This window comes from Ruminococcus sp. AM31-15AC (genome assembly GCF_003462045.1).
GTDB classification, from domain to species: domain Bacteria; phylum Bacillota; class Clostridia; order Oscillospirales; family Ruminococcaceae; genus Hominimerdicola; species Hominimerdicola aceti.
The window spans coordinates 61,095-79,358 of record NZ_QTYG01000002.1; the positions used below are offsets into that span (position 1 = coordinate 61,095).

17 protein-coding genes are annotated in these 18,264 nt (G+C 43.1%); 15 read left to right on the forward strand and 2 right to left on the reverse strand.

Features of this window, described 5'->3' with window-relative positions; all coding sequences use genetic code 11:
- Positions 1-144 precede the first annotated feature (144 nt).
- The 3 genes from galT (at position 145) to DW793_RS01120 (ending at position 5,031) form a co-directional block, all read left to right on the forward strand.
- The gene (galT, locus tag DW793_RS01110) at positions 145-1,650 is read left to right on the forward strand and encodes a UDP-glucose--hexose-1-phosphate uridylyltransferase (protein ID WP_118156818.1); all 1,506 of its coding nucleotides are present in this window, start codon (positions 145-147) and stop codon (positions 1,648-1,650) included.
- A gap of 62 nt (positions 1,651-1,712) precedes the next feature.
- A complete protein-coding gene (locus DW793_RS01115) occupies positions 1,713-2,525 on the forward strand; it encodes a PIG-L family deacetylase (protein WP_147342139.1) in 813 nt (270 codons plus the stop codon).
- On the forward strand, positions 2,512-5,031 hold the full coding sequence (locus tag DW793_RS01120) for a YfhO family protein (RefSeq protein WP_118156820.1): 2,520 nt from the start codon (positions 2,512-2,514) through the stop codon (positions 5,029-5,031). The genes DW793_RS01115 and DW793_RS01120 overlap by 14 nt, the downstream gene beginning before the upstream one ends.
- A 120-nt stretch (positions 5,032-5,151) precedes the next feature.
- Here DW793_RS01120 and DW793_RS01125 read toward each other — a convergent pair whose 3' ends face one another.
- Positions 5,152-5,712: a TetR/AcrR family transcriptional regulator C-terminal domain-containing protein gene (locus DW793_RS01125; protein ID WP_022288290.1), complete on the reverse strand. Its 561-nt coding sequence runs from the start codon at positions 5,710-5,712 to the stop codon at positions 5,152-5,154.
- A gap of 171 nt (positions 5,713-5,883) precedes the next feature.
- Here DW793_RS01125 and DW793_RS14975 point away from each other — a divergent pair, with 171 nt between their 5' ends.
- The 4 genes from DW793_RS14975 (at position 5,884) to DW793_RS01140 (ending at position 9,493) form a co-directional block, all read left to right on the forward strand.
- Entirely contained in the window at positions 5,884-6,510 is a 627-nt protein-coding gene (locus DW793_RS14975) for a hypothetical protein (RefSeq protein WP_252969598.1), read from the forward strand.
- A complete protein-coding gene (locus DW793_RS01130; protein WP_252969599.1) occupies positions 6,507-7,667 on the forward strand; it encodes an alpha amylase C-terminal domain-containing protein in 1,161 nt (386 codons plus the stop codon). The genes DW793_RS14975 and DW793_RS01130 overlap by 4 nt, the downstream gene beginning before the upstream one ends.
- 119 nt (positions 7,668-7,786) lie before the next feature.
- The gene (locus DW793_RS01135; protein ID WP_022288288.1) at positions 7,787-8,479 is read left to right on the forward strand and encodes an iron-sulfur cluster assembly scaffold protein; all 693 of its coding nucleotides are present in this window, start codon (positions 7,787-7,789) and stop codon (positions 8,477-8,479) included.
- Between the two features lie 15 nt (positions 8,480-8,494).
- Positions 8,495-9,493 carry a GGGtGRT protein gene (locus DW793_RS01140; RefSeq protein WP_022288287.1) on the forward strand — a complete coding sequence of 333 codons (999 nt, stop codon included), beginning with the start codon at positions 8,495-8,497 and terminating at the stop codon, positions 9,491-9,493.
- A gap of 209 nt (positions 9,494-9,702) precedes the next feature.
- Here DW793_RS01140 and DW793_RS01145 read toward each other — a convergent pair whose 3' ends face one another.
- A complete protein-coding gene (locus tag DW793_RS01145) occupies positions 9,703-10,239 on the reverse strand; it encodes a nitroreductase family protein (RefSeq protein ID WP_022288286.1) in 537 nt (178 codons plus the stop codon).
- Positions 10,240-10,388: 149 nt separating this feature from the next.
- Here DW793_RS01145 and DW793_RS01150 point away from each other — a divergent pair, with 149 nt between their 5' ends.
- The 8 genes from DW793_RS01150 (at position 10,389) to DW793_RS01185 (ending at position 18,263) form a co-directional block, all read left to right on the forward strand.
- Positions 10,389-11,090: an ABC transporter ATP-binding protein gene (locus tag DW793_RS01150; protein WP_171028866.1), complete on the forward strand. Its 702-nt coding sequence runs from the start codon at positions 10,389-10,391 to the stop codon at positions 11,088-11,090.
- Between the two features lie 11 nt (positions 11,091-11,101).
- A complete protein-coding gene (locus DW793_RS01155; RefSeq protein WP_118156821.1) occupies positions 11,102-13,354 on the forward strand; it encodes a sialidase family protein in 2,253 nt (750 codons plus the stop codon).
- 45 nt (positions 13,355-13,399) lie between these two features.
- Positions 13,400-14,062 (forward strand): orotate phosphoribosyltransferase, encoded by a 663-nt coding sequence (gene pyrE, locus DW793_RS01160; protein ID WP_118156822.1) that lies wholly within the window; start codon positions 13,400-13,402, stop codon positions 14,060-14,062.
- A gap of 425 nt (positions 14,063-14,487) precedes the next feature.
- Complete coding sequence (gene rpmE / locus DW793_RS01165) at positions 14,488-14,688, forward strand: 50S ribosomal protein L31 (protein WP_022288282.1); 201 nt, start codon at positions 14,488-14,490, stop codon at positions 14,686-14,688.
- A gap of 55 nt (positions 14,689-14,743) precedes the next feature.
- Positions 14,744-15,364 carry a YigZ family protein gene (locus tag DW793_RS01170; RefSeq protein ID WP_118156823.1) on the forward strand — a complete coding sequence of 207 codons (621 nt, stop codon included), beginning with the start codon at positions 14,744-14,746 and terminating at the stop codon, positions 15,362-15,364.
- A gap of 118 nt (positions 15,365-15,482) precedes the next feature.
- Complete coding sequence (locus tag DW793_RS01175; protein ID WP_118156824.1) at positions 15,483-16,478, forward strand: deoxyguanosinetriphosphate triphosphohydrolase; 996 nt, start codon at positions 15,483-15,485, stop codon at positions 16,476-16,478.
- Between the two features lie 23 nt (positions 16,479-16,501).
- A complete protein-coding gene (dnaG, locus tag DW793_RS01180) occupies positions 16,502-17,530 on the forward strand; it encodes a DNA primase (RefSeq protein ID WP_181988258.1) in 1,029 nt (342 codons plus the stop codon).
- Positions 17,517-18,263 (forward strand): hypothetical protein, encoded by a 747-nt coding sequence (locus DW793_RS01185; RefSeq protein ID WP_252969600.1) that lies wholly within the window; start codon positions 17,517-17,519, stop codon positions 18,261-18,263. Before dnaG ends, DW793_RS01185 begins: the two co-directional genes overlap by 14 nt.
- Position 18,264: the final 1 nt, after the last annotated feature.

Here is an 18,264-nt window from a genome sequence, read left to right on the forward strand (position 1 = left end):
TATTCTTATTACACTTTTCAAATTCTTAAAAGTATCTTAATTAGCCTTTCTGTCGGTTGACAAAGAATAAGCAATGGTCTATAATAATAGATGCTGGCTGAGGGGGTTACCCCTCATACTTTTGTACAAAAGGGGATCTGTAACATGATATTTGAAAGCATAAAAAAACTTGTAACATATGGTCTGGAAAGCGGACTTATCGAGGAGAGCGACAGAGTTTACACTACAAACAGGCTTCTTGAAGCCCTTGACCTTGAGGAATATGACGAACCAGCGGAGGAGTTTTCTGACGTTGATCTTGAAAGCACTCTCAAAGAGCTTCTCGATTACGCTGTGGAAAAGGGTCTTACAGAAGATTCAGTTGTATACAGAGATCTTTTTGACACAAAGCTCATGGGGCTTCTTACTCCAAGACCGTCAGAGGTAGACACAAAGTTCTGGGGACTTTACAACCACCAGTCTGCAAAGGTCGCAACTGACTATTTCTACAAGCTTTCGCAGGACACGGACTACATAAGAAGATACAGAGTAAAGAAGGATATGCGCTGGATAGCTCCAACTGAGTACGGCGACCTTGATATAACTATCAATCTTTCTAAGCCTGAAAAAGACCCGAAAGCCATTGCAGCGGCAAAGCTTGCAAAGCAATCGGGATATCCTAAGTGCCTGCTGTGCTATGAGAACGTGGGATATGCAGGACGAGTGAACTCCCCTGCAAGACAGAACCACCGTGTTATATCCCTTAAAATAAACGGCACAGACTGGGGACTTCAGTATTCCCCATATGTTTATTACAACGAGCATTGTATCCTTTTCAATAAGAAGCATACTCCTATGGTAATAGACCGTTCGGCATTTGAGAAGCTTTTTGACTTTGTCAGACAGTTTCCGCACTATTTCATAGGTTCAAACGCTGACCTGCCTATCGTTGGCGGATCTATCCTTTCGCACGAACATTTTCAGGGCGGTCATTATACTTTTGCAATGGCGAAAGCCCCTGTTGAAGAAAAGATAGTTTTCAAGGGCTTTGAGAACGTTGACGCAGGTATCGTTAAATGGCCTATGTCCGTTATCAGAATAAACAACGAGGACAAAAACGCTCTTGTTGACCTTGCTGACAAGATACTCAAAGCTTGGAGAGGCTACACCGACGAAGAAGCGTTCATTTACGCTGAAACTGAAGGCGAGCCACACAACACTATAACACCTATCGCAAGAATGAGGGACGGCAGATATGAGCTTGACCTTGTGCTTAGAAACAACATCACAACCGAGGAATATCCTCTTGGCGTTTATCACCCGCATCAGGAGCTTCATCATATAAAGAAAGAAAATATCGGTCTTATCGAAGTAATGGGTCTTGCAGTGCTTCCGTCAAGACTTAAAGGCGAAATGGAGAAGCTTGCTCAGGTTCTGGTCACAGAGGGAACAGAGGGTGTACGCCGTGACAAGCTGATAGAAAAGCACGCTGATTGGGCTGAGGAGATATCAAAGAAAAACAGTATAACAGCCGAGAACGTTCATGAGGTCTTGCAGAAAGAAATAGGCATCGTGTTCGCAAAGGTGCTTGAACATGCAGGCGTTTATAAGAGAAACAAAGACGGAAAAGCTGCATTTGAAAGATTTATAGACTATGTGAACAACAAGTAATAAAGAAAGAGGTGAACGCCCGTATCTCGCAGAAGAGATCCTGCAAGGGTGCGGGCATTTTTATGCTCAGATTTACAAGACAGCATATAAAGGAAACAGCAATAATTCTGGCAATAGTCATTTTTATAGGCACACTGTGGTTTTTAGGCTACAAAAGGCATATAAGAGATACGATCAATCAGGCTTATGACGTTACGCCCATATCCGCCATACAGTTACAGCTTGCTTCGTCATCAAAGGCTGATAAGCTTATGATAGTGGCTCACCCTGATGACGAAGTGCTTTGGGGCGGAGGACATCTTTATGATAAAGGCTATTTTGTTGTGTGTGTAACAAACGGAAGAAATAAGGTGCGTTCTCAGGAGTTCAAGGACGTGGTGACTGCCTCGGGCAACGAGTGTATAATGCTTGAATATCCTGATAAAGTCAGGGGTAAGCGTGATGATTGGGCGCTTGTTAAGGACGGTATCGAATCTGACCTTGAAAAGATAATGACCTGCAAGGATTGGAAGCTTATAGCTGTGCATAATCAAAAAGGCGAATATGGTCATATCCACCATGTAAACGTGCATAATTACGTCACTGAGATATACGATAAAAACGATATCCAGTGCGACCTTTACTGCTTTGGCAAGTATTACAAGGCTAGCCGTCTGAAAGTGGTGGACAGCACTTTGCCAAAGATATCAAAAGAAAGATACGAGTTCAAGAAAAAGCTTGCAGATATGTATACCTCTCAAAAGAAAACTGTAGACAAGCTGTGGCATATGGCTTATTATGAGGATTGGACGCTGTATAAACGCTACAGTGAACACCCTGAAATGAAAAAACAAACTGCAACTGCGCTGGGAGTGGCTGTGAATGAGGCTCAGTAAGAAAAATATAATACATCTGTGTGTGCTTACAGGGATATATCTTCTCTTTGTGCTTGCATTGACAAGATTCAAGTTCGCCTATGGCTCTGAGCTTGACTGGGGCGGACAGCATTATGCTATCCCTGATTATTTCAGAAAGCTCTTTTACAAAACAGGGGACTTTTTTTCCTCCTTTGCCCCGAACATAGGTTGTGGTGAGAACATCTATAATCTGTCATATTATGGGCTTTATTCGCCTATAATACTTTTTTCTTATCTTCTGCCATTTGTGAAAATGTCCACCTATATACAGATAGTATCCATAATAGGCATTATAGCAAGCCTGTGGATATTCTATATATGGATGCGGCAGAAATTCACAGACAACACAGCGTTTGCACTGAGCTTTGTGTTTCTCTTTTCAGCGCCCCTTATCTTCCACAGTCACAGGCACATAATGTTCGTGAATTATATGCCGTTCCTGCTTTTAGGCTTTATGGCTATCGAGGATTATTTTGAGGGCAAGAGAAAATACATGGTGACGCTTTGGGCATTTTTGATGCTCATGACAAGCTATTTCTTTGCAGTGTCGGGTCTTGCGGCAATGGCAGTGTATGGCGTTTACCGCTGGCTGAAAATAAATGAAAAGCCAACTTTCAAGAAGTTCTGCAAAGACGGAACAGCATTCGCTTTCAGGCTTATCCTAGCAGTGATAATGGCGTGCGTGCTTATCCTGCCGACACTGCACTGTATGCTCTCAGGCAGAGAGGCAGGCAACAGCCATGTTGATCTCAAGTCGTTCATACCAGGCGTAAACTTGAAATTCCTGCTCTATTATCACTACTCAATGGGACTTTGCCTTTTCACAGTGCTTAGCATAATATCAGCGGTGTTCTCAAAACAGCGCTGCAGAAGATTTCTTGGGATCGTTATGATGGTAATAGCCACCTGCCCTATAATAGTCTATATGTTAAACGGCACACTGTATGTTGACCCGAAAGTTCTTATACCTTTCCTTCCTCTTGGTATGCTCCTTTTCGGACACACCTATTTTGATATAATAAGAGGAAAGCTAAAGCTTAAACCACTTGCAGTGATAACCCTTTTAGTTGCACTGGCAGGAGTTTTCTGGTTCAAGACCACCAAAAAAGTGGAGTTTTATATTATCCTTGACTTTGTTGTGCTTATGTCGAGCCTGTTTGTATACAGACGTTGCAAAAAAGAGTTCATACTTAATATAGGAATGTCCCTTTGCCTCGTGGTATCCACAGTATATGCAAACTTTGCAGACAAGCTTGTGCCTTTAAAAGAACTTGACTATGATAACAGCAGTGATATGAATACACTTGCAGACTATGTCGGCTCGCAAGAGGAGATATCGAGAACCTCAAACTGCGTTGACGAAGTGAACACAGTGAACATGATATATAATGCAGATTATTACACCATGTCAATATATTCCTCACTGCACAATAAAGATTACAACAAATTTTATTACAGCGAGATATACAACGAAAATTCATACCGCAACACTTCCCTGACCACTCAGACACGAAGCCTTATTGCTGATATGTATTTTTCAAACAGATATCTTATCACTGACGACCCGGTAAAGGCAGTGTCAGGCTACAAGAAGATAAAAGAGAGCGGAAGCCTTTCACTTTATGAAAACAATGACGTTCTGCCTTTCGGATATGCTACCAATGCTCTTATCGGCAGAAAAGAATATAATTCCCTGAATTATCCTTACTCAGTGGAAGCTCTTTTCAATAATATAATAGTTGAGGATAAGACGGAAAAGTCATTTTCATCTGATATCAAAAAAGTACGCTCCATCAACTTTACAGAGTGCGACCAGATAAAGCGTGAATGGGGAAAATACACCATTGACGCCAAAAAGCCTTTCACTCAGGAGATAACGCTTCCCGAAACGCTCACGAACAATGAGATAATGTTTGTATCTTTCAATGTGAACAACGATATAAAGGGTGGCAGAAAGGACGCTTGGGTGTCCATAAACGGCAATAAAAACAAGCTCACTGCACCCGATTGGAAGTATTACAATAATAACAGACGTTTTGAATATGTCATAACCACAGGTCAGGACTATAGTGCAGACAGCGTTAAGGTGAATTTCTCTGACGGCAAGTATGAGATAACCAACGTTCGCTGTTATGTCATCGACAAAGACAGCCTTGTGCGTGACGTTGACCCGTTCATGATAGACAAGAAGACCTCTCACGGAGATGTGATAAACGGCACTATAGACGTTAAAAATGACGGCTATTTCACTATTTCCATTCCGTATACCGACGGCTTCACCGCTGAGATCGACGGCAAAGAGGTGCAGTGTGAAAAGACCGACACTGCATTTCTTGGCTTCAAGATACCAAAAGGCAGCCACAGCATAAAGATAACCTTTACCGCACCGTTGCTCCACAAGGGCATAGTTCTCTCAGGGGCAGGCTTGCTGATATTCATAGCTTGCGTTATTATTGACAGAAGAAAATCAAAAGCTTCAAAGTAGGGAAAAAAATAAAAGCGACAGAAATCCAGATCTGTCGCTTTTTTTGTCGTATGTTTAGGTTTGTCTATTCACTTATTACATAAAATATGATAAAATAACAGAGTGATTGTGTGACTTTTGTCAAAGGTTCTGTCTGAATCCCTCACCAATGGTAACATTTTCGTATGCAAGCTCACGCATTTTCAGCATTACGTCATGTGGAGTTTCTCTCATTCCGCCCGTTGCCCAATCTATTATTATTCCGCAATAGCCATGAGAATAAAAATCGGCAAAGAACTTCGCCTTATCGGAACGCTTTCTGGTTATAGCAACAGCGTGATAGAAAAATCTGATGAACAGCTTGTGCATACTTCTGAAAAGATAATGCTCGAATATCTTTTCGTTGCTTTTTAGCGTGTTTGAGTAAAAGCGCTTGTCTTTAAGCATATTTACGAGAAATCCTTCAAGACGCTCATACCAGTTGTCGTAGTTTACGCCTTTGGTGATGTCAGCGAAAAGCTCGTGAAGATAGATATAGCTCAAAAGCTCATATTTATCCTGAAAATGGTAATAAAAAGATTGGCGGTTAAGACCGCACTCACCTGTTATATCGGATATGGATATTTTATCAAAGGGTTTTTGCTCGCAGAGTTTTTTCAGTGAATCACACAAAGCACTTTTGGTTATCGCAGAGCTTGACATTTAACTACATTCCTTTCAGATTCATAACGACAAAAGGTCTTTTTTGAGAAAAAATCAGACTAAGCTGAATTAATGTCAAAAAAGCAGACAATTCGCGCTAACTTTTATTATATCATAATTTTATGAAATTTCAATAACTTTTTATAAATATTTTTCACAGGGGGAAACGGCATGAAAAACAATATCATCACAGAATTTATAAATGGTCAAAGCTGTAGAGCGTATGAAGCCCTGGGAGCAGTAAAAATGGAGAACGGCATAAGATTTTCCACCTATGCGCCCCATGCAAGGAAGGTAGAGCTTTGCCTGAACGGAGATATTATCCCTATGGAATGCGACGAGCAAGGGGTATGGAGCGTTGAACGCCCTGCAAAAGAGGGTGACATTTATCAGTATGTTATCACAACGCCTACTCTTGAAAAGCACTACCGCTCAGACCCTTTTGCGGTGTACAGCGAGGTAAGGCCGAAAAATGCGTCTGTGGTGTATGATATAAACAGCTATAGCTGGAATGACCAAGAATGGCTCTCAAAGCGTGACAAATGCTATGAAAAGCCTATGAACATATATGAGGTGCATTTCGGCTCGTGGCGCATAAAAGAGGGAAAAGAAGAAACCGACCGCTTTTACACCTATGAAGAAATGATAGACCTGCTCATACCTTATGTAAAGGAAATGGGCTATACCCATATCGAGCTTCTGCCACTGACGGAATATCCTTATGACGGCTCATGGGGCTATCAGGTGTCGGGATATTTCTCCGCAACCAGCCGTTACGGCGACCCCAGAGGCTTATGAAATTCATAGACGCTTGTCATGCGGAAAATATCGGCATTATTCTGGACTTTGTGCCCGTACATTTTGTTCGTGATTTCTATGCCCTGCACATATATGACGGAAGCTTCCTCTTTGAAAGCGACAACGAGTATGACAGATACTCCGAGTGGGGTACTGCCCTGTTTGACTACACAAAGCCTCATGTGCTTAGCTTTGTAAAATCCTCAGTTAATTTCTGGATAGAAAAATATCATGTTGACGGATTGAGATATGACGCAGTTGCAAACCTTATCTATCGTCACGGCCACACTGATGACGCTGTGAACGACAGCGGTATATGGTTCTTGAAGAACACTAATTACACCATTCAGAAAATGCACCCTGACGTTATGCTTTTCGCAGAAGATTCCACCAACTACACAAAGGTAACTGCCCCTGTTGAGTTCGGCGGTCTTGGTTTTGACTATAAATGGGATCTGGGCTTCATGAACGATACCATCAATTATATAAAGACTCCGCCTTTTGAACGCAGAAATCATCACAATAAAATGACTTTCTCCATGAGTTATTTCTATAATGACCTTTTCATTCTTCCTTATTCTCACGACGAGGTAGTTCACGGCAAGAAAACCATGGTGGATAAGGTGTTCGGCAGTCAGCAGGAGCAGTTTGCTACCATAAGAGCACTGTATACTTTCCAGTTCACTCACCCCGGCAAGAAACTCAACTTCATGGGCAACGAGCTTGGCGAATATCTTGAATGGCGTGATGAAAAAGAGCTTGGCTGGAATTTGCTCACATATCCTATACACGATTCATTACACGAGTATGTGAAAGCACTCCACAAGCTTTATCTTGAACAGCCTGCACTGTATAAGTCCGACTATAATTCCACATCTTTCCGCTGGATAGACGCAGACAACAAAAATCAGTGCATTTATGCCTACCGCAGAAGCGACCATTCCGGCAAGACGCTTTATATGGTGTTCAATTTTTCCGGAAGCTATCAGAACTATAGCCTGAAGGTCGAGCAAAACGGAGCTTACAAAGAGCTTCTCAACTCTGACCGTGATATTTATAGTGGATCAAACTGCATAAACAGCGGTCTTTACACCACAAACTATAAGCTGCCACTCAGACTCGCACCTCTCAGCAGCGTTATAATTACCACAGAATGAGAAAAAAATATTAAAAATCATTAAATACTATTGCAAAATGGCGAAATATGCGTTATAATATGAGTGTATGTAATATACAACATTTACACCAAAATCATTTGAGAGGAGTTATGTAAATAATGGTTTATTCTCACGAAGTTGAAACAATGTGCCCTATCGCTCAGGGCGTTGCTCACGGTGCAGCTCCAATTCCAGAAGAAGCAAAGTGGGTAAAAGCTAAGGAAATCAAGGATATCTCAGGCTTTACACACGGTATCGGCTGGTGTGCTCCACAGCAGGGCTGCTGCAAGCTGACACTTAACGTAAAAGAGGGCGTTATCCAGGAATGTCTCGTTGAAACTATCGGCTGCTCAGGTATGACACACTCTGCTGCTATGGCATCAGAGATCCTTCCAGGCAGAACAGTTCTCGAGGCTCTTAACACAGACCTCGTTTGCGACGCTATCAACACAGCTATGAGAGAGCTTTTCCTCCAGATCGTTTACGGTCGTTCACAGAGTGCATTCTCTGAGGGCGGTCTTGTAGTAGGCGCTGGTCTTGAGGACCTTGGTAAGGGACTTCGTTCACAGGTAGGTACTATGTATGGTACACTTGCAAAGGGTCCTAGATACCTTGAAATGACAGACGGCTATGTTACAGGTCTTGCACTTAACGAAGATGACGAGATCATCGGCTACAAGTTTGTAAACTTCGGCAAGATGATGGACTTCATCAAGGCTGGCGACGATGCTAACACTGCTTTTGAGAAAGCACAGGGTCAGTACGGCAGAGTAGCTGACGCTGTTAAGATCGTTGACCCAAGAAAAGAATAAGGAGGATTTGTTACAATGGCTTTATTTGAATCATATGAGAGAAGAGAAAAGCAGATCCTTGCTGTTATCAATCAGTACGGTATCAACACTATCGAAGAGTGTGCTGACGTATGCAAGGCTAAGGGTCTTGACATTTATAAGCTCGTTGAGGGCATTCAGCCTATCTGCTTTGAGAACGCTAAGTGGGCTTACACAGTAGGCTGCGCTATCGCTATCAAGAAGGGCTGCACAAGAGCTGCTGACGCTGCTGCTGCTATCGGTGAGGGACTTCAGGCTTTCTGTATCCCTGGCTCTGTAGCTGACCAGAGAAAGGTTGGTCTTGGTCACGGTAACCTCGGCAAGATGCTTCTTGAAGAGGATACAGAGTGCTTCGCATTCCTCGCAGGCCACGAATCATTCGCTGCCGCTGAGGGTGCTATAGGTATCGCTGAGAAGGCTAACAAGGTTAGAACAAAGCCTCTGAGAGTTATTCTTAACGGTCTTGGCAAGGACGCTGCACAGATCATCGCTAGAATCAACGGCTTCACATATGTTGAAACAGAAATGGATTACTACACAGGCGAAGTTAAGGAAGTATTCCGTAAGGCATACTCTGATGGTCTGAGAGCTAAGGTAAACTGCTACGGTGCTAACGATGTTACCGAGGGCGTTGCTATCATGTGGAAAGAAAATGTTGACGTTTCTATCACAGGTAACTCAACAAACCCAACAAGATTCCAGCACCCAGTTGCAGGTACATACAAGAAGGAAAGACTTGAAAAGGGCAAGAAGTACTTCTCAGTTGCATCAGGCGGAGGAACAGGTAGAACTCTGCACCCAGATAACATGGCTGCTGGTCCTGCTTCTTACGGTATGACAGATACAATGGGAAGAATGCACAGCGACGCTCAGTTTGCTGGTTCTTCTTCAGTTCCTGCACACGTTGAGATGATGGGTCTTATCGGCATGGGCAACAACCCAATGGTTGGTGCTACAGTTGCTTGCGCAGTTGCAGTTGAAGAGGCTATGAAGTAAGGTTTTAGCCACTTCACAAGTCTTGTAATGCGAACAACGATAAGACTTCGTGTTCAAAAGAATATCAGTAAGGCGTTAGATTTTGTTCTAACGCCTTATTTTACGCACAAAAAGACCTCCCCATGCTGTAAGAAAGGTCTGACGACCAAACTAAAGCGCAGGAAGGTCAATATCACAAATACAAGCTAAAAAACTGCATAACTCCCATATTAAAAGAACTTTGCAATATCCTCAACAGCTCTCCTTTTAGGTCTAGCAGGGGCTTCTGCAGGATAGCCAACGGCTATAACCGATACTACGATCTCGCTTTCAGGTATTTCAAGCACCTCACGGAGCTTTTCTCCGTCCCTGATGCCCATTACAAGCGAACCTAAGCCAAGCTCAGCCGCTTTGAGAAGAAGTATCTCATTGTGCAGACCAAGATCGTAAAATCCCCAGCCATTGCCGACTTCATTATCAGGATCACCCTCTTTGTCAAAACCTGCTCTTGTATGTACAAAAGTCGTTACAAGAAGCGCCGCATTTTCAGACCTTTCTCTGTTAAATCCAGGCAAGCACTCCTCTCTTACCCTCTTTGTCATCTCGTCACTGAGAACACAGTAATACCTTGCAGTTTCAGAGTTTTTCCACGATGGTGCTTCTGTTGCAGCAGCTATAAGAGTTTCTATCTGCTCTTTTGTTACCTTTTTACTGCCGTCATATTTTCTTATGCTTCTTCTGCTTTCAATAAGCTTCTGAAATTCCATTTATATCTCTCCTTGTCAAAATGTGAGGCTCACGCCTGTTTCAGATACAATTATAACATATCACTTCCACCATTTCAAGTAGCAAAAGCCCTTGAAATGTTCATATTATTGTGATACAATAACGTAAAGACAATATGGGGGTGCAGACTATGAGCTTTGTAAAATTCGAGAACGTTTATAAAAGATACAAAATGGGCGAGATAACCATAAATGCCGCAGACGGTGTTTCATTTGAGATAGAAAAAGGCGAATTTGCTGTTATAGTAGGCGCAAGCGGTGCAGGAAAAACTACTATACTTAATATGCTCGGCGGCATGGATACCTGCGACGAGGGCAAGATCCTTGTTGACGGCAAGGACATTGCCACTTTTAATAAAAAGCAGCTCACAACATACCGCAGATATGACATAGGCTTTGTTTTTCAATTCTATAACCTTGTTAATAATCTTACTGCTAAGGAAAATGTAGAGCTTGCCACACAGATATGCGCTCATGCTTCACAGCCTGAAGAAGTGCTGAAAAAAGTGGGACTCGAGGACAGAATGAACAACTTTCCCTCCCAGCTTTCAGGCGGCGAGCAGCAGCGTGTTTCTATCGCACGAGCATTGGCGAAAAATCCTAAGCTTCTTCTTTGCGACGAACCAACGGGTGCTCTTGATTACAACACAGGTAAAAATATCCTCAGACTTTTGCAAGATACCTGCCGAAATGACGGTGTGACAGTTATAGTCATAACCCACAACTCCGCAATCGCACCAATGGCTGACAGAGTTATAACCGTCAAAAACAGCAAGGTGGATAAGGTCGAGATAAATAAAGACCCTGTTGACGTTTCTACTATCGAATGGTAACGGAGAAATATATGAAAATTCTTTCACCTATCAAATACGAATATGGCAATCTGAAAATAGGCGGAGGCGGCTTTGTGACAGGTATCACTTTCCACCCCACCGACAGCAAAACACTCTATATACGCACCGACATCGGTGGCGTTTATCGCTATGACTTTGATAAACAAACTTGGGCGTATCTGGCAGACAAAGTTACCGCAGACGACCCTGCACAGACCTATCCCCTTGCAATAGCCCTTGACGAAAACGACCCAAATAAGCTGTTTTTCACCTGCGGAGATAAACGCTCAAATTATCTCTGCATATCTGATGACAATGGAGAAAATATAATACAAAAGACACTGCCATGCAGCGTTCACGGAAACGAAGTTGGCAGAGCCACAGGTGACAGACTTATTTATAAAAACGGCAGGCTGTATTTCGGCTCTCAGACCGCAGGTATTATCTATTCTGAGGATATGGGCGAAAGCTGGCAAAGCATAGACCTGTTTGGTGAGAAAAACATCTCGCTTATATGGACAGACAGTGAGGGCAAACTTTTTATCGCAGGCTGTTCAGGTGAAGCAAACTCCCCTGACGGTGTAACAAGAGATCACACTCTGTATTGCTCCACAGACGGCTTGAAAAGCTTCGTTCCCCTCACCGCCCCCGACCCTGTGAAATACGAAAACTCCTCCTATTATGGCTTCGTGCCACAGCGTATCACCAGTGACAGCAGATATATATACATCACTTTTGCTTCAAGCGGAGAAGTATTCTACGGTGGCATGGGTGCTTATGCCTGCGACACAGGCTCGCTTTCAGGCGGCAAGGTATACAGATACCGCATCGAAAATGGCGTGCCTGTTTTTAACAAAGACATCACCCCCGAGGACCATGTCCCATGCGGCTACAGCGGAATATGTTCCAACGGCAAAATGCTTTTGCTATCAACTGTCTGCCGAAAAAATGGCGGAGATATGATCTATACAAGCACCGACAGCGGTGAAAGCTGGAAGATAATAATGAACAGGCTTGAATATAGCCGCTTCGATTGGAATATCCCATACATGAAACCACGATACAACGGCGGCGGAAACTGTGTCCACTGGATAAGCGACATAAAGCTTTCACCTTTTGACAGCGACACAGCCTTGTTCAACACAGGAACAGGTCTGTTCATGATAACAGGTCTTGCAAGCGGAGTTGTGCTTGTCAAACCATTCTGCGAGGGCATCGAGGAAACTGTTCACCTTAATGTATACACCACTCCCCATGGCAGGAATCGCATTATAGATATCATTGGCGACCTTGGCGGCTTTGCCTTTAAAGACTATGACAGTGAGTGCGAAAATTCCTTTGCAAACGAAAATGGCGACCGCTACATCACCTGCCTTAATGCTGATCTCACCCTCAGCGACCCCGAATACATCGTCGCAACTCCCCGTGGCAACTGGACGGGCAAAACAAAAGGTGGTCTGATCTTATCCAAAGATTGCGGTTCAACATGGGAAAGACTTCCAATGCCCCGTGGGTTTTCTGAGTTTATAGACAAAAGGCTTGACAACATCGAAAAGCCTAATGTAGACTCAGGTTGGACAGCGATATCTGCCGACGGCAAACGCATAATGTGGGCTGTTGCAGGCGGCAGAGGCTTTTCTAACAAGGCTGTCTGCTATACCGACGATGAGGGCAAAACATGGCAAAAGTCCATTTTTACGGACAGCAGCGGAAACTCAGCAGATGAACACAACGTAAAAATATTCTCGGACTATTACAACAGCGATCTTTTCTTCGCCATAGCAGAACGAGAAAATCTTGGACTTTACATCAGCCGTGACAAAGGTGCAACTTTCAGAGAAGTGTCCATAAAAACGGACATAAAGTGTCCGCGATACGCTCACTATCAGCTTTCAAGACAGCCAGATAAAAGCGGAGTATTCTGGCTTGCAAACGGCATAGAAGGACTTTACCGCTTCGAGATAAAGAGTGACAGCGTGGGTATAAGTGATATTCTCCCTGAGGACAGGATAAACTGCATAGGCTTTGGAAAAGGGCTTGAAGAAACTCCTGCAATGTATGTCACAGGAAATATCAGTGGCGAATACGGCTTTTATATTTCTGATGATCTGGGCGAAAGCTTCGCACGTATAAATACCAACAGTCAGCAATACGGTGTTATACACTCAATATGCGGCGATATGCGTGAACACGGTGTTTTCTGCCTTGCCACAGGCTCTCACGGGCTTATGTTCGGCAGGCAAAAAAACCTTGCAAAGCCGTGAAAAATGTGGTATAATCAAAGTAACATAATTGAAAGGAAGTTCAATATGACCTACAAGGAAGAATTTATAAAATTTATGGTAGACAGCGGAGTTCTCACATTTGGCGACTTCACTCTTAAAAGCGGCAGAAAAGCTCCATATTTCATCAACTGCGGAAACTATAAAACTGGTGAACAGCTTGCAAAGCTGGGCGGCTTTTACGCTGACTGCATAGCTGACAACAAAATACCTGTTGAAACACTTTTCGGACCTGCATATAAGGGTATCCCTCTTGCTGTTTCAGCCGTTATCGCGCTTGCAACAAAGTATGGCATTGACATTTCTTACTGCTTTGACAGAAAGGAAGCTAAGGATCACGGCGAGGGCGGAATGTTCGTTGGAAAGAAGCTTGCAGACGGAGAAAAGGTAATAATCATCGACGATGTTATGACATCTGGCAAGGCTCTCAGAGAGTCAATGCCAAAGCTCAAAAGTGCCGCAGACGTAAACGTAACAGGCATGGTGATAACAGTTGACAGAATGGAAAAGGCACTGGATACTGACCTTTCAGCTGTTGAACAGGCTTATAAAGACTTTGGCGTAAAGGTATACTCTATCGTAAACATCAACGATATCATCAAGGCTATTCAGGACGGTGTTGTTGAGGGCAAAGAGTATCTTGACAAAATGCTGGAATACCGTGCAGCATACGGAGTTGACCACGAATAATAAGGCTGCTTTGAGGAAAATTTAAGGTTATTTTAAAGTTACAAATTGAAATAATTTGTAACAGTATTGTAGTGAAATGTAACTTGTCTGTTCTTGAAGTTACAGCCCCTAAAGGCTATAATATGTAATGTAGAACAGAGAAAGAAAAAAGAATGTAAACACTAAGATCAAACTCTTAGCTCGTTTCATCCTCTCCAAAATTTTTACACAAGCAAAGGGCAGCCGATGGGTTGCCTTTTTGTTTTGTCGAAATGAGCAGGATAAATGTAAAAAAAGTGTTAAGTGCTTGACAAGTGACGTATATAATGGTATAATAATAAAGCTGATTTGTTCAGCATATTGATAAATACTACATAGAACTACTGTCTAAACTGAAATGATGGGCTTCTATGAGTCATAATTTTAGTTTGGAAGGAGGAAGTCAAATGAGAGAAGGAATTCACCCAAAGTATGAGGAAACAACAATTACTTGCGCATGCGGTAATGTTATCCATACTCGTTCTACAAAGAAGGATATCAAGGTTGAAATTTGTTCTAAGTGCCACCCATTCTACACAGGTAAGCAGAAGCTCGTAGATACAGGCGGACGTGTTGACAGATTCAAGAAGAGATTTAATCTTGACTAATTTTCAAAGGGAACGGATAATTCCGTTCCTTTTTTCTTTTATATGAGGAAACCAAATGGGATATACAACAATCTATGAGGAAGCTCAGGCGAGCTTTACGGAGAAAAAGTCCGAATTCATCGGGCATATCGCACCTGTCAGCACCGCTGATGAGGCTGTCGCATTCATAAACAGAATAAAAGCCGAAAACCGCAAGGCAAGGCACAACGTCTATGCCTATGTGTTGAGAGAGGGAAACGTTTCACGATACAGCGACGACGGTGAGCCGCAGGGTACAGGCGGAGTGCCTGTGCTTGATGTAATAAACAAATCCGGGCTTACAGACGTTTGTGTGGTGGTAACACGATATTTCGGTGGAATACTTTTGGGGGCAAGCGGTCTTACAAGAGCCTATTCTCAGGGTTGTTCAATGGCGGTGAACGCTGCAAGAAAAATGAAAATGTGTGAGTGTTCAAGAATATCCTTTTCCTGCGACTATACACTTTATGGCAAGGTCAGCTATGCGTTGCCTGAATATGGCGTGATAATGGAAAAAGAGGACTTTGCCGATTCTGTAAATCTTGCGTTTCTTGTGAAGTCTGAATTATCAGACAAGCTAAAAAAGCAGCTTACGGATATATCCTGCGGCAAGCTTGAATTGTCAGAAGAAACAAATCTCCTTGCTGATTTTGCATGAAATTTGTGCGATCATACAAAAACATTCAGCCTTTATGTAAAAATAAAGGTTTTTTGAACTATTATAGTATATATTATATAGAGTTAGTATGTTTTATATACTGTAAGGGGGAATTTTTGTGCTGCCGAGAGAACAAACCGAGTTGTTTGAAAAACAATTTCTGAGCGAAAACGCCTGCTTGTCTGATGATTCAAAAGGGCGTAAAGAGCCTTGCGAACCTTGTCCGCTGAGGACGTGTTTCCAGCGTGACCGTGACAGGATACTTCACTGCAACTCTTTCAGACGGCTGAAGCATAAAACTCAAGTCTATCTGTCCCCTGCAGGCGACCATTATAGAACACGACTTACTCATACCCTTGAGGTAAGTCAGATCGCACGGACTATCTCACGGGCTTTGCGGCTCAACGAAGATCTCACCGAAGCTATCGCACTGGGTCATGACCTTGGACATACGCCTTTTGGTCATGCAGGAGAAAGGGCTCTCAACGAGCTTAGCCCTGACGGCTTTCACCACTATGAGCAAAGCCTGCGTGTAGTGGATATTTTGGAAAAAGACGGCAAGGGTCTTGACCTCACAGAAGAAGTCCGTGACGGAATATTAAAGCACACTAACATGATAGCCGACACGAAAGAGGGATATGTTGTGCGCTTTGCAGACGTTATCGCCTATATAAATCACGATATCGACGATTCCGTTCGTGCAGGCATTATGACCGAGGAGGATATCCCGAAAAACATCACAAAGGTTCTTGGCGGATCCAAGTCTGAGAGGATAACCACTCTTGTGACCTCGCTTATCAAGGGCGGAGCTGAAAACCTGCATATGGACGACGAAGTGAGTGACGCCTACACTGCACTGCATAGATTTATGTTTGACTTTGTGTACACAAATCCAAAGTGCAAATCAGAAGAAGTCAAGGCTAAAGACATGATAGCAAAGCTCTATGACTATTATGTTCATCATATCGAAAAGCTGCCTGCCTTTTATATGAATCTCGCCTATCAGTTCGGAATTGACCGTGCTATCTGCGATTACATATCAGGCATGACAGACGGCTTTGCCATTGAGACCTTTAAAAATCTGTTTATCCCATTGGGGTGGACAAAGTATTAGCGCATACCCAAGGAGGAAGAAATTTGCCGCTGCCTATAGATTTTATAGAAAGACTTAAAGCTGCCAACCCTATCGCAGAGGTCATGAGCAGCTACGTCACCCTCAAAAGAACAGGCAGAGATTATGTTTGCCTCTGCCCTTTTCACAACGAAAAAACCCCGTCCTGCCATATTCACCCTGACAAAGAGTATTTTCACTGCTTTGGCTGCGGAGCAGGCGGAGATGTTATCACTTTTACAATGAAGTACAATAATCTGGACTATTGGGAAGCTGTCAAGCTACTTGCAGAACGTGGCGGAGTGCCGCTTCCGGAGGATAACGGCTATGACAGCAAGCGCACCGATACCAGAAAACGCTTCTATGAAATGAACAAAACAGCCGCAAGGTTTTTCTATCATCAGCTAAAGACACCACAGGGCAAGGAATGTCTTGACTATCTTATAAACAAACGTAAGCTCAGTATTGAAACCATAAAGAAATATGGAATGGGCTTTGCTCCAAACAGTTGGTCTGCCTTGAAAAGCTATATGCTCTCCGAAGGCTTCACCGAGGAAGAATTAGAGCAAGGCTCGCTTATCTCACGTTCACAGAAGAATACCCGAAATACGTTCGATTTCTTCGTAAATCGTGCAATGTTCCCTTTTATCGACCTTGCAGGTCATATAGTGGGCTTTGGCGGAAGAGCGCTCACACCTGACGATAAGAGAAAATACCTTAACTCAAAAGATACCCTTGTGTATTCAAAAAACAGATTTCTCTTCTCCATGAACTTCGCCAAAAACGCCGCAGTGAAAGATAAGACCATTCTTCTGTGCGAGGGTAATCTTGACGTTATTTCCCTTAATCAGGCAGGCTTTGAGAATGCCGTAGCTTCCTGCGGAACTGCGCTCACCCCTGAGCAGGCGAAGATAATATCCAACTATGCAGACAACGTTGTCATATGCTATGACGCAGATGGCGCAGGTCAGAAAGCCACAACGAGAGCAATAAAAATTCTAGGTGAAACCGGTCTTAAGACCACCGTTATAAAAATGAACGGTGCAAAGACCTGATGAGTACATAAACAAATTCGGAGCAGACCACTTTCGCCATTTGCTGAAAAAATCAGACGGTGCAATAGAGTTTGAGCTAGAAAAATGCAAAGACGGCATTGATATGGACACTGATATAGGCAGGATAGATTATCTCAAAAAAGCCTATAAAGTCCTTGCGGATATAAGCTCCCCTACTGAGCGTGAGATATACGCAAAAAAGGTGGCGGCTGAACAGAATGTGAGCATCACAACTGTCAATGCAGAACTTAATGCTATACTTAAAAACCGTCGCTATCAGTATAGCAAAAAGGAATGGACTCGCACTATAACCTTCGCTGACAAGCGTGACACCATAAACCCCGAAGCCAATGAACACAGACGAGAATCCGCCGCCGAAGCGGGTATCATATATTATCTCTACAATAATCATGACGCCTGCGGAGATGTTCTCAAAAAGCTTCCGCCCGACAAATTCGTTACCAGCTTCAATAGGCGTGTTTACGAAAGCCTGACGAGCAAGATAACCGATCTGCAGGATTGCTCTGTATCATCTTTTAATGGTGAATTTTCACCCGAGGAAGTGGGTAAGATAACGGAGATACTGGAAAAATACAGCGAACTGGGCATTGACGCCAAGGTCGCTGAGGATTATATAAATGTGCTTTTAAACTACAAGCCGAAGGAGAAACAGGAGGATATATCCGACGATGACTTCTTCAAAAAGTTTGAAGAAATGCGCAAAAAGAATTAGC

Coding starts and splice junctions, on each gene's coding strand:
- rpmE (WP_022288282.1), top strand. CDS start 14,488: ATGAGAGAAGGAATTCACCCAAAGTATGAGGAAACAACAATTACTTGC.
- galT (WP_118156818.1), top strand. CDS start 145: ATGATATTTGAAAGCATAAAAAAACTTGTAACATATGGTCTGGAAAGC.
- pyrE (WP_118156822.1), top strand. CDS start 13,400: ATGACCTACAAGGAAGAATTTATAAAATTTATGGTAGACAGCGGAGTT.
- DW793_RS01130 (WP_252969599.1), top strand. CDS start 6,507: ATGAAATTCATAGACGCTTGTCATGCGGAAAATATCGGCATTATTCTG.
- DW793_RS14975 (WP_252969598.1), top strand. CDS start 5,884: ATGAAAAACAATATCATCACAGAATTTATAAATGGTCAAAGCTGTAGA.
- DW793_RS01125 (WP_022288290.1), bottom strand. CDS start 5,712: ATGTCAAGCTCTGCGATAACCAAAAGTGCTTTGTGTGATTCACTGAAA.
- DW793_RS01155 (WP_118156821.1), top strand. CDS start 11,102: ATGAAAATTCTTTCACCTATCAAATACGAATATGGCAATCTGAAAATA.
- DW793_RS01115 (WP_147342139.1), top strand. CDS start 1,713: ATGCTCAGATTTACAAGACAGCATATAAAGGAAACAGCAATAATTCTG.
- DW793_RS01135 (WP_022288288.1), top strand. CDS start 7,787: ATGGTTTATTCTCACGAAGTTGAAACAATGTGCCCTATCGCTCAGGGC.
- DW793_RS01120 (WP_118156820.1), top strand. CDS start 2,512: ATGAGGCTCAGTAAGAAAAATATAATACATCTGTGTGTGCTTACAGGG.
- DW793_RS01145 (WP_022288286.1), bottom strand. CDS start 10,239: ATGGAATTTCAGAAGCTTATTGAAAGCAGAAGAAGCATAAGAAAATAT.
- DW793_RS01170 (WP_118156823.1), top strand. CDS start 14,744: ATGGGATATACAACAATCTATGAGGAAGCTCAGGCGAGCTTTACGGAG.
- DW793_RS01150 (WP_171028866.1), top strand. CDS start 10,389: ATGAGCTTTGTAAAATTCGAGAACGTTTATAAAAGATACAAAATGGGC.
- DW793_RS01140 (WP_022288287.1), top strand. CDS start 8,495: ATGGCTTTATTTGAATCATATGAGAGAAGAGAAAAGCAGATCCTTGCT.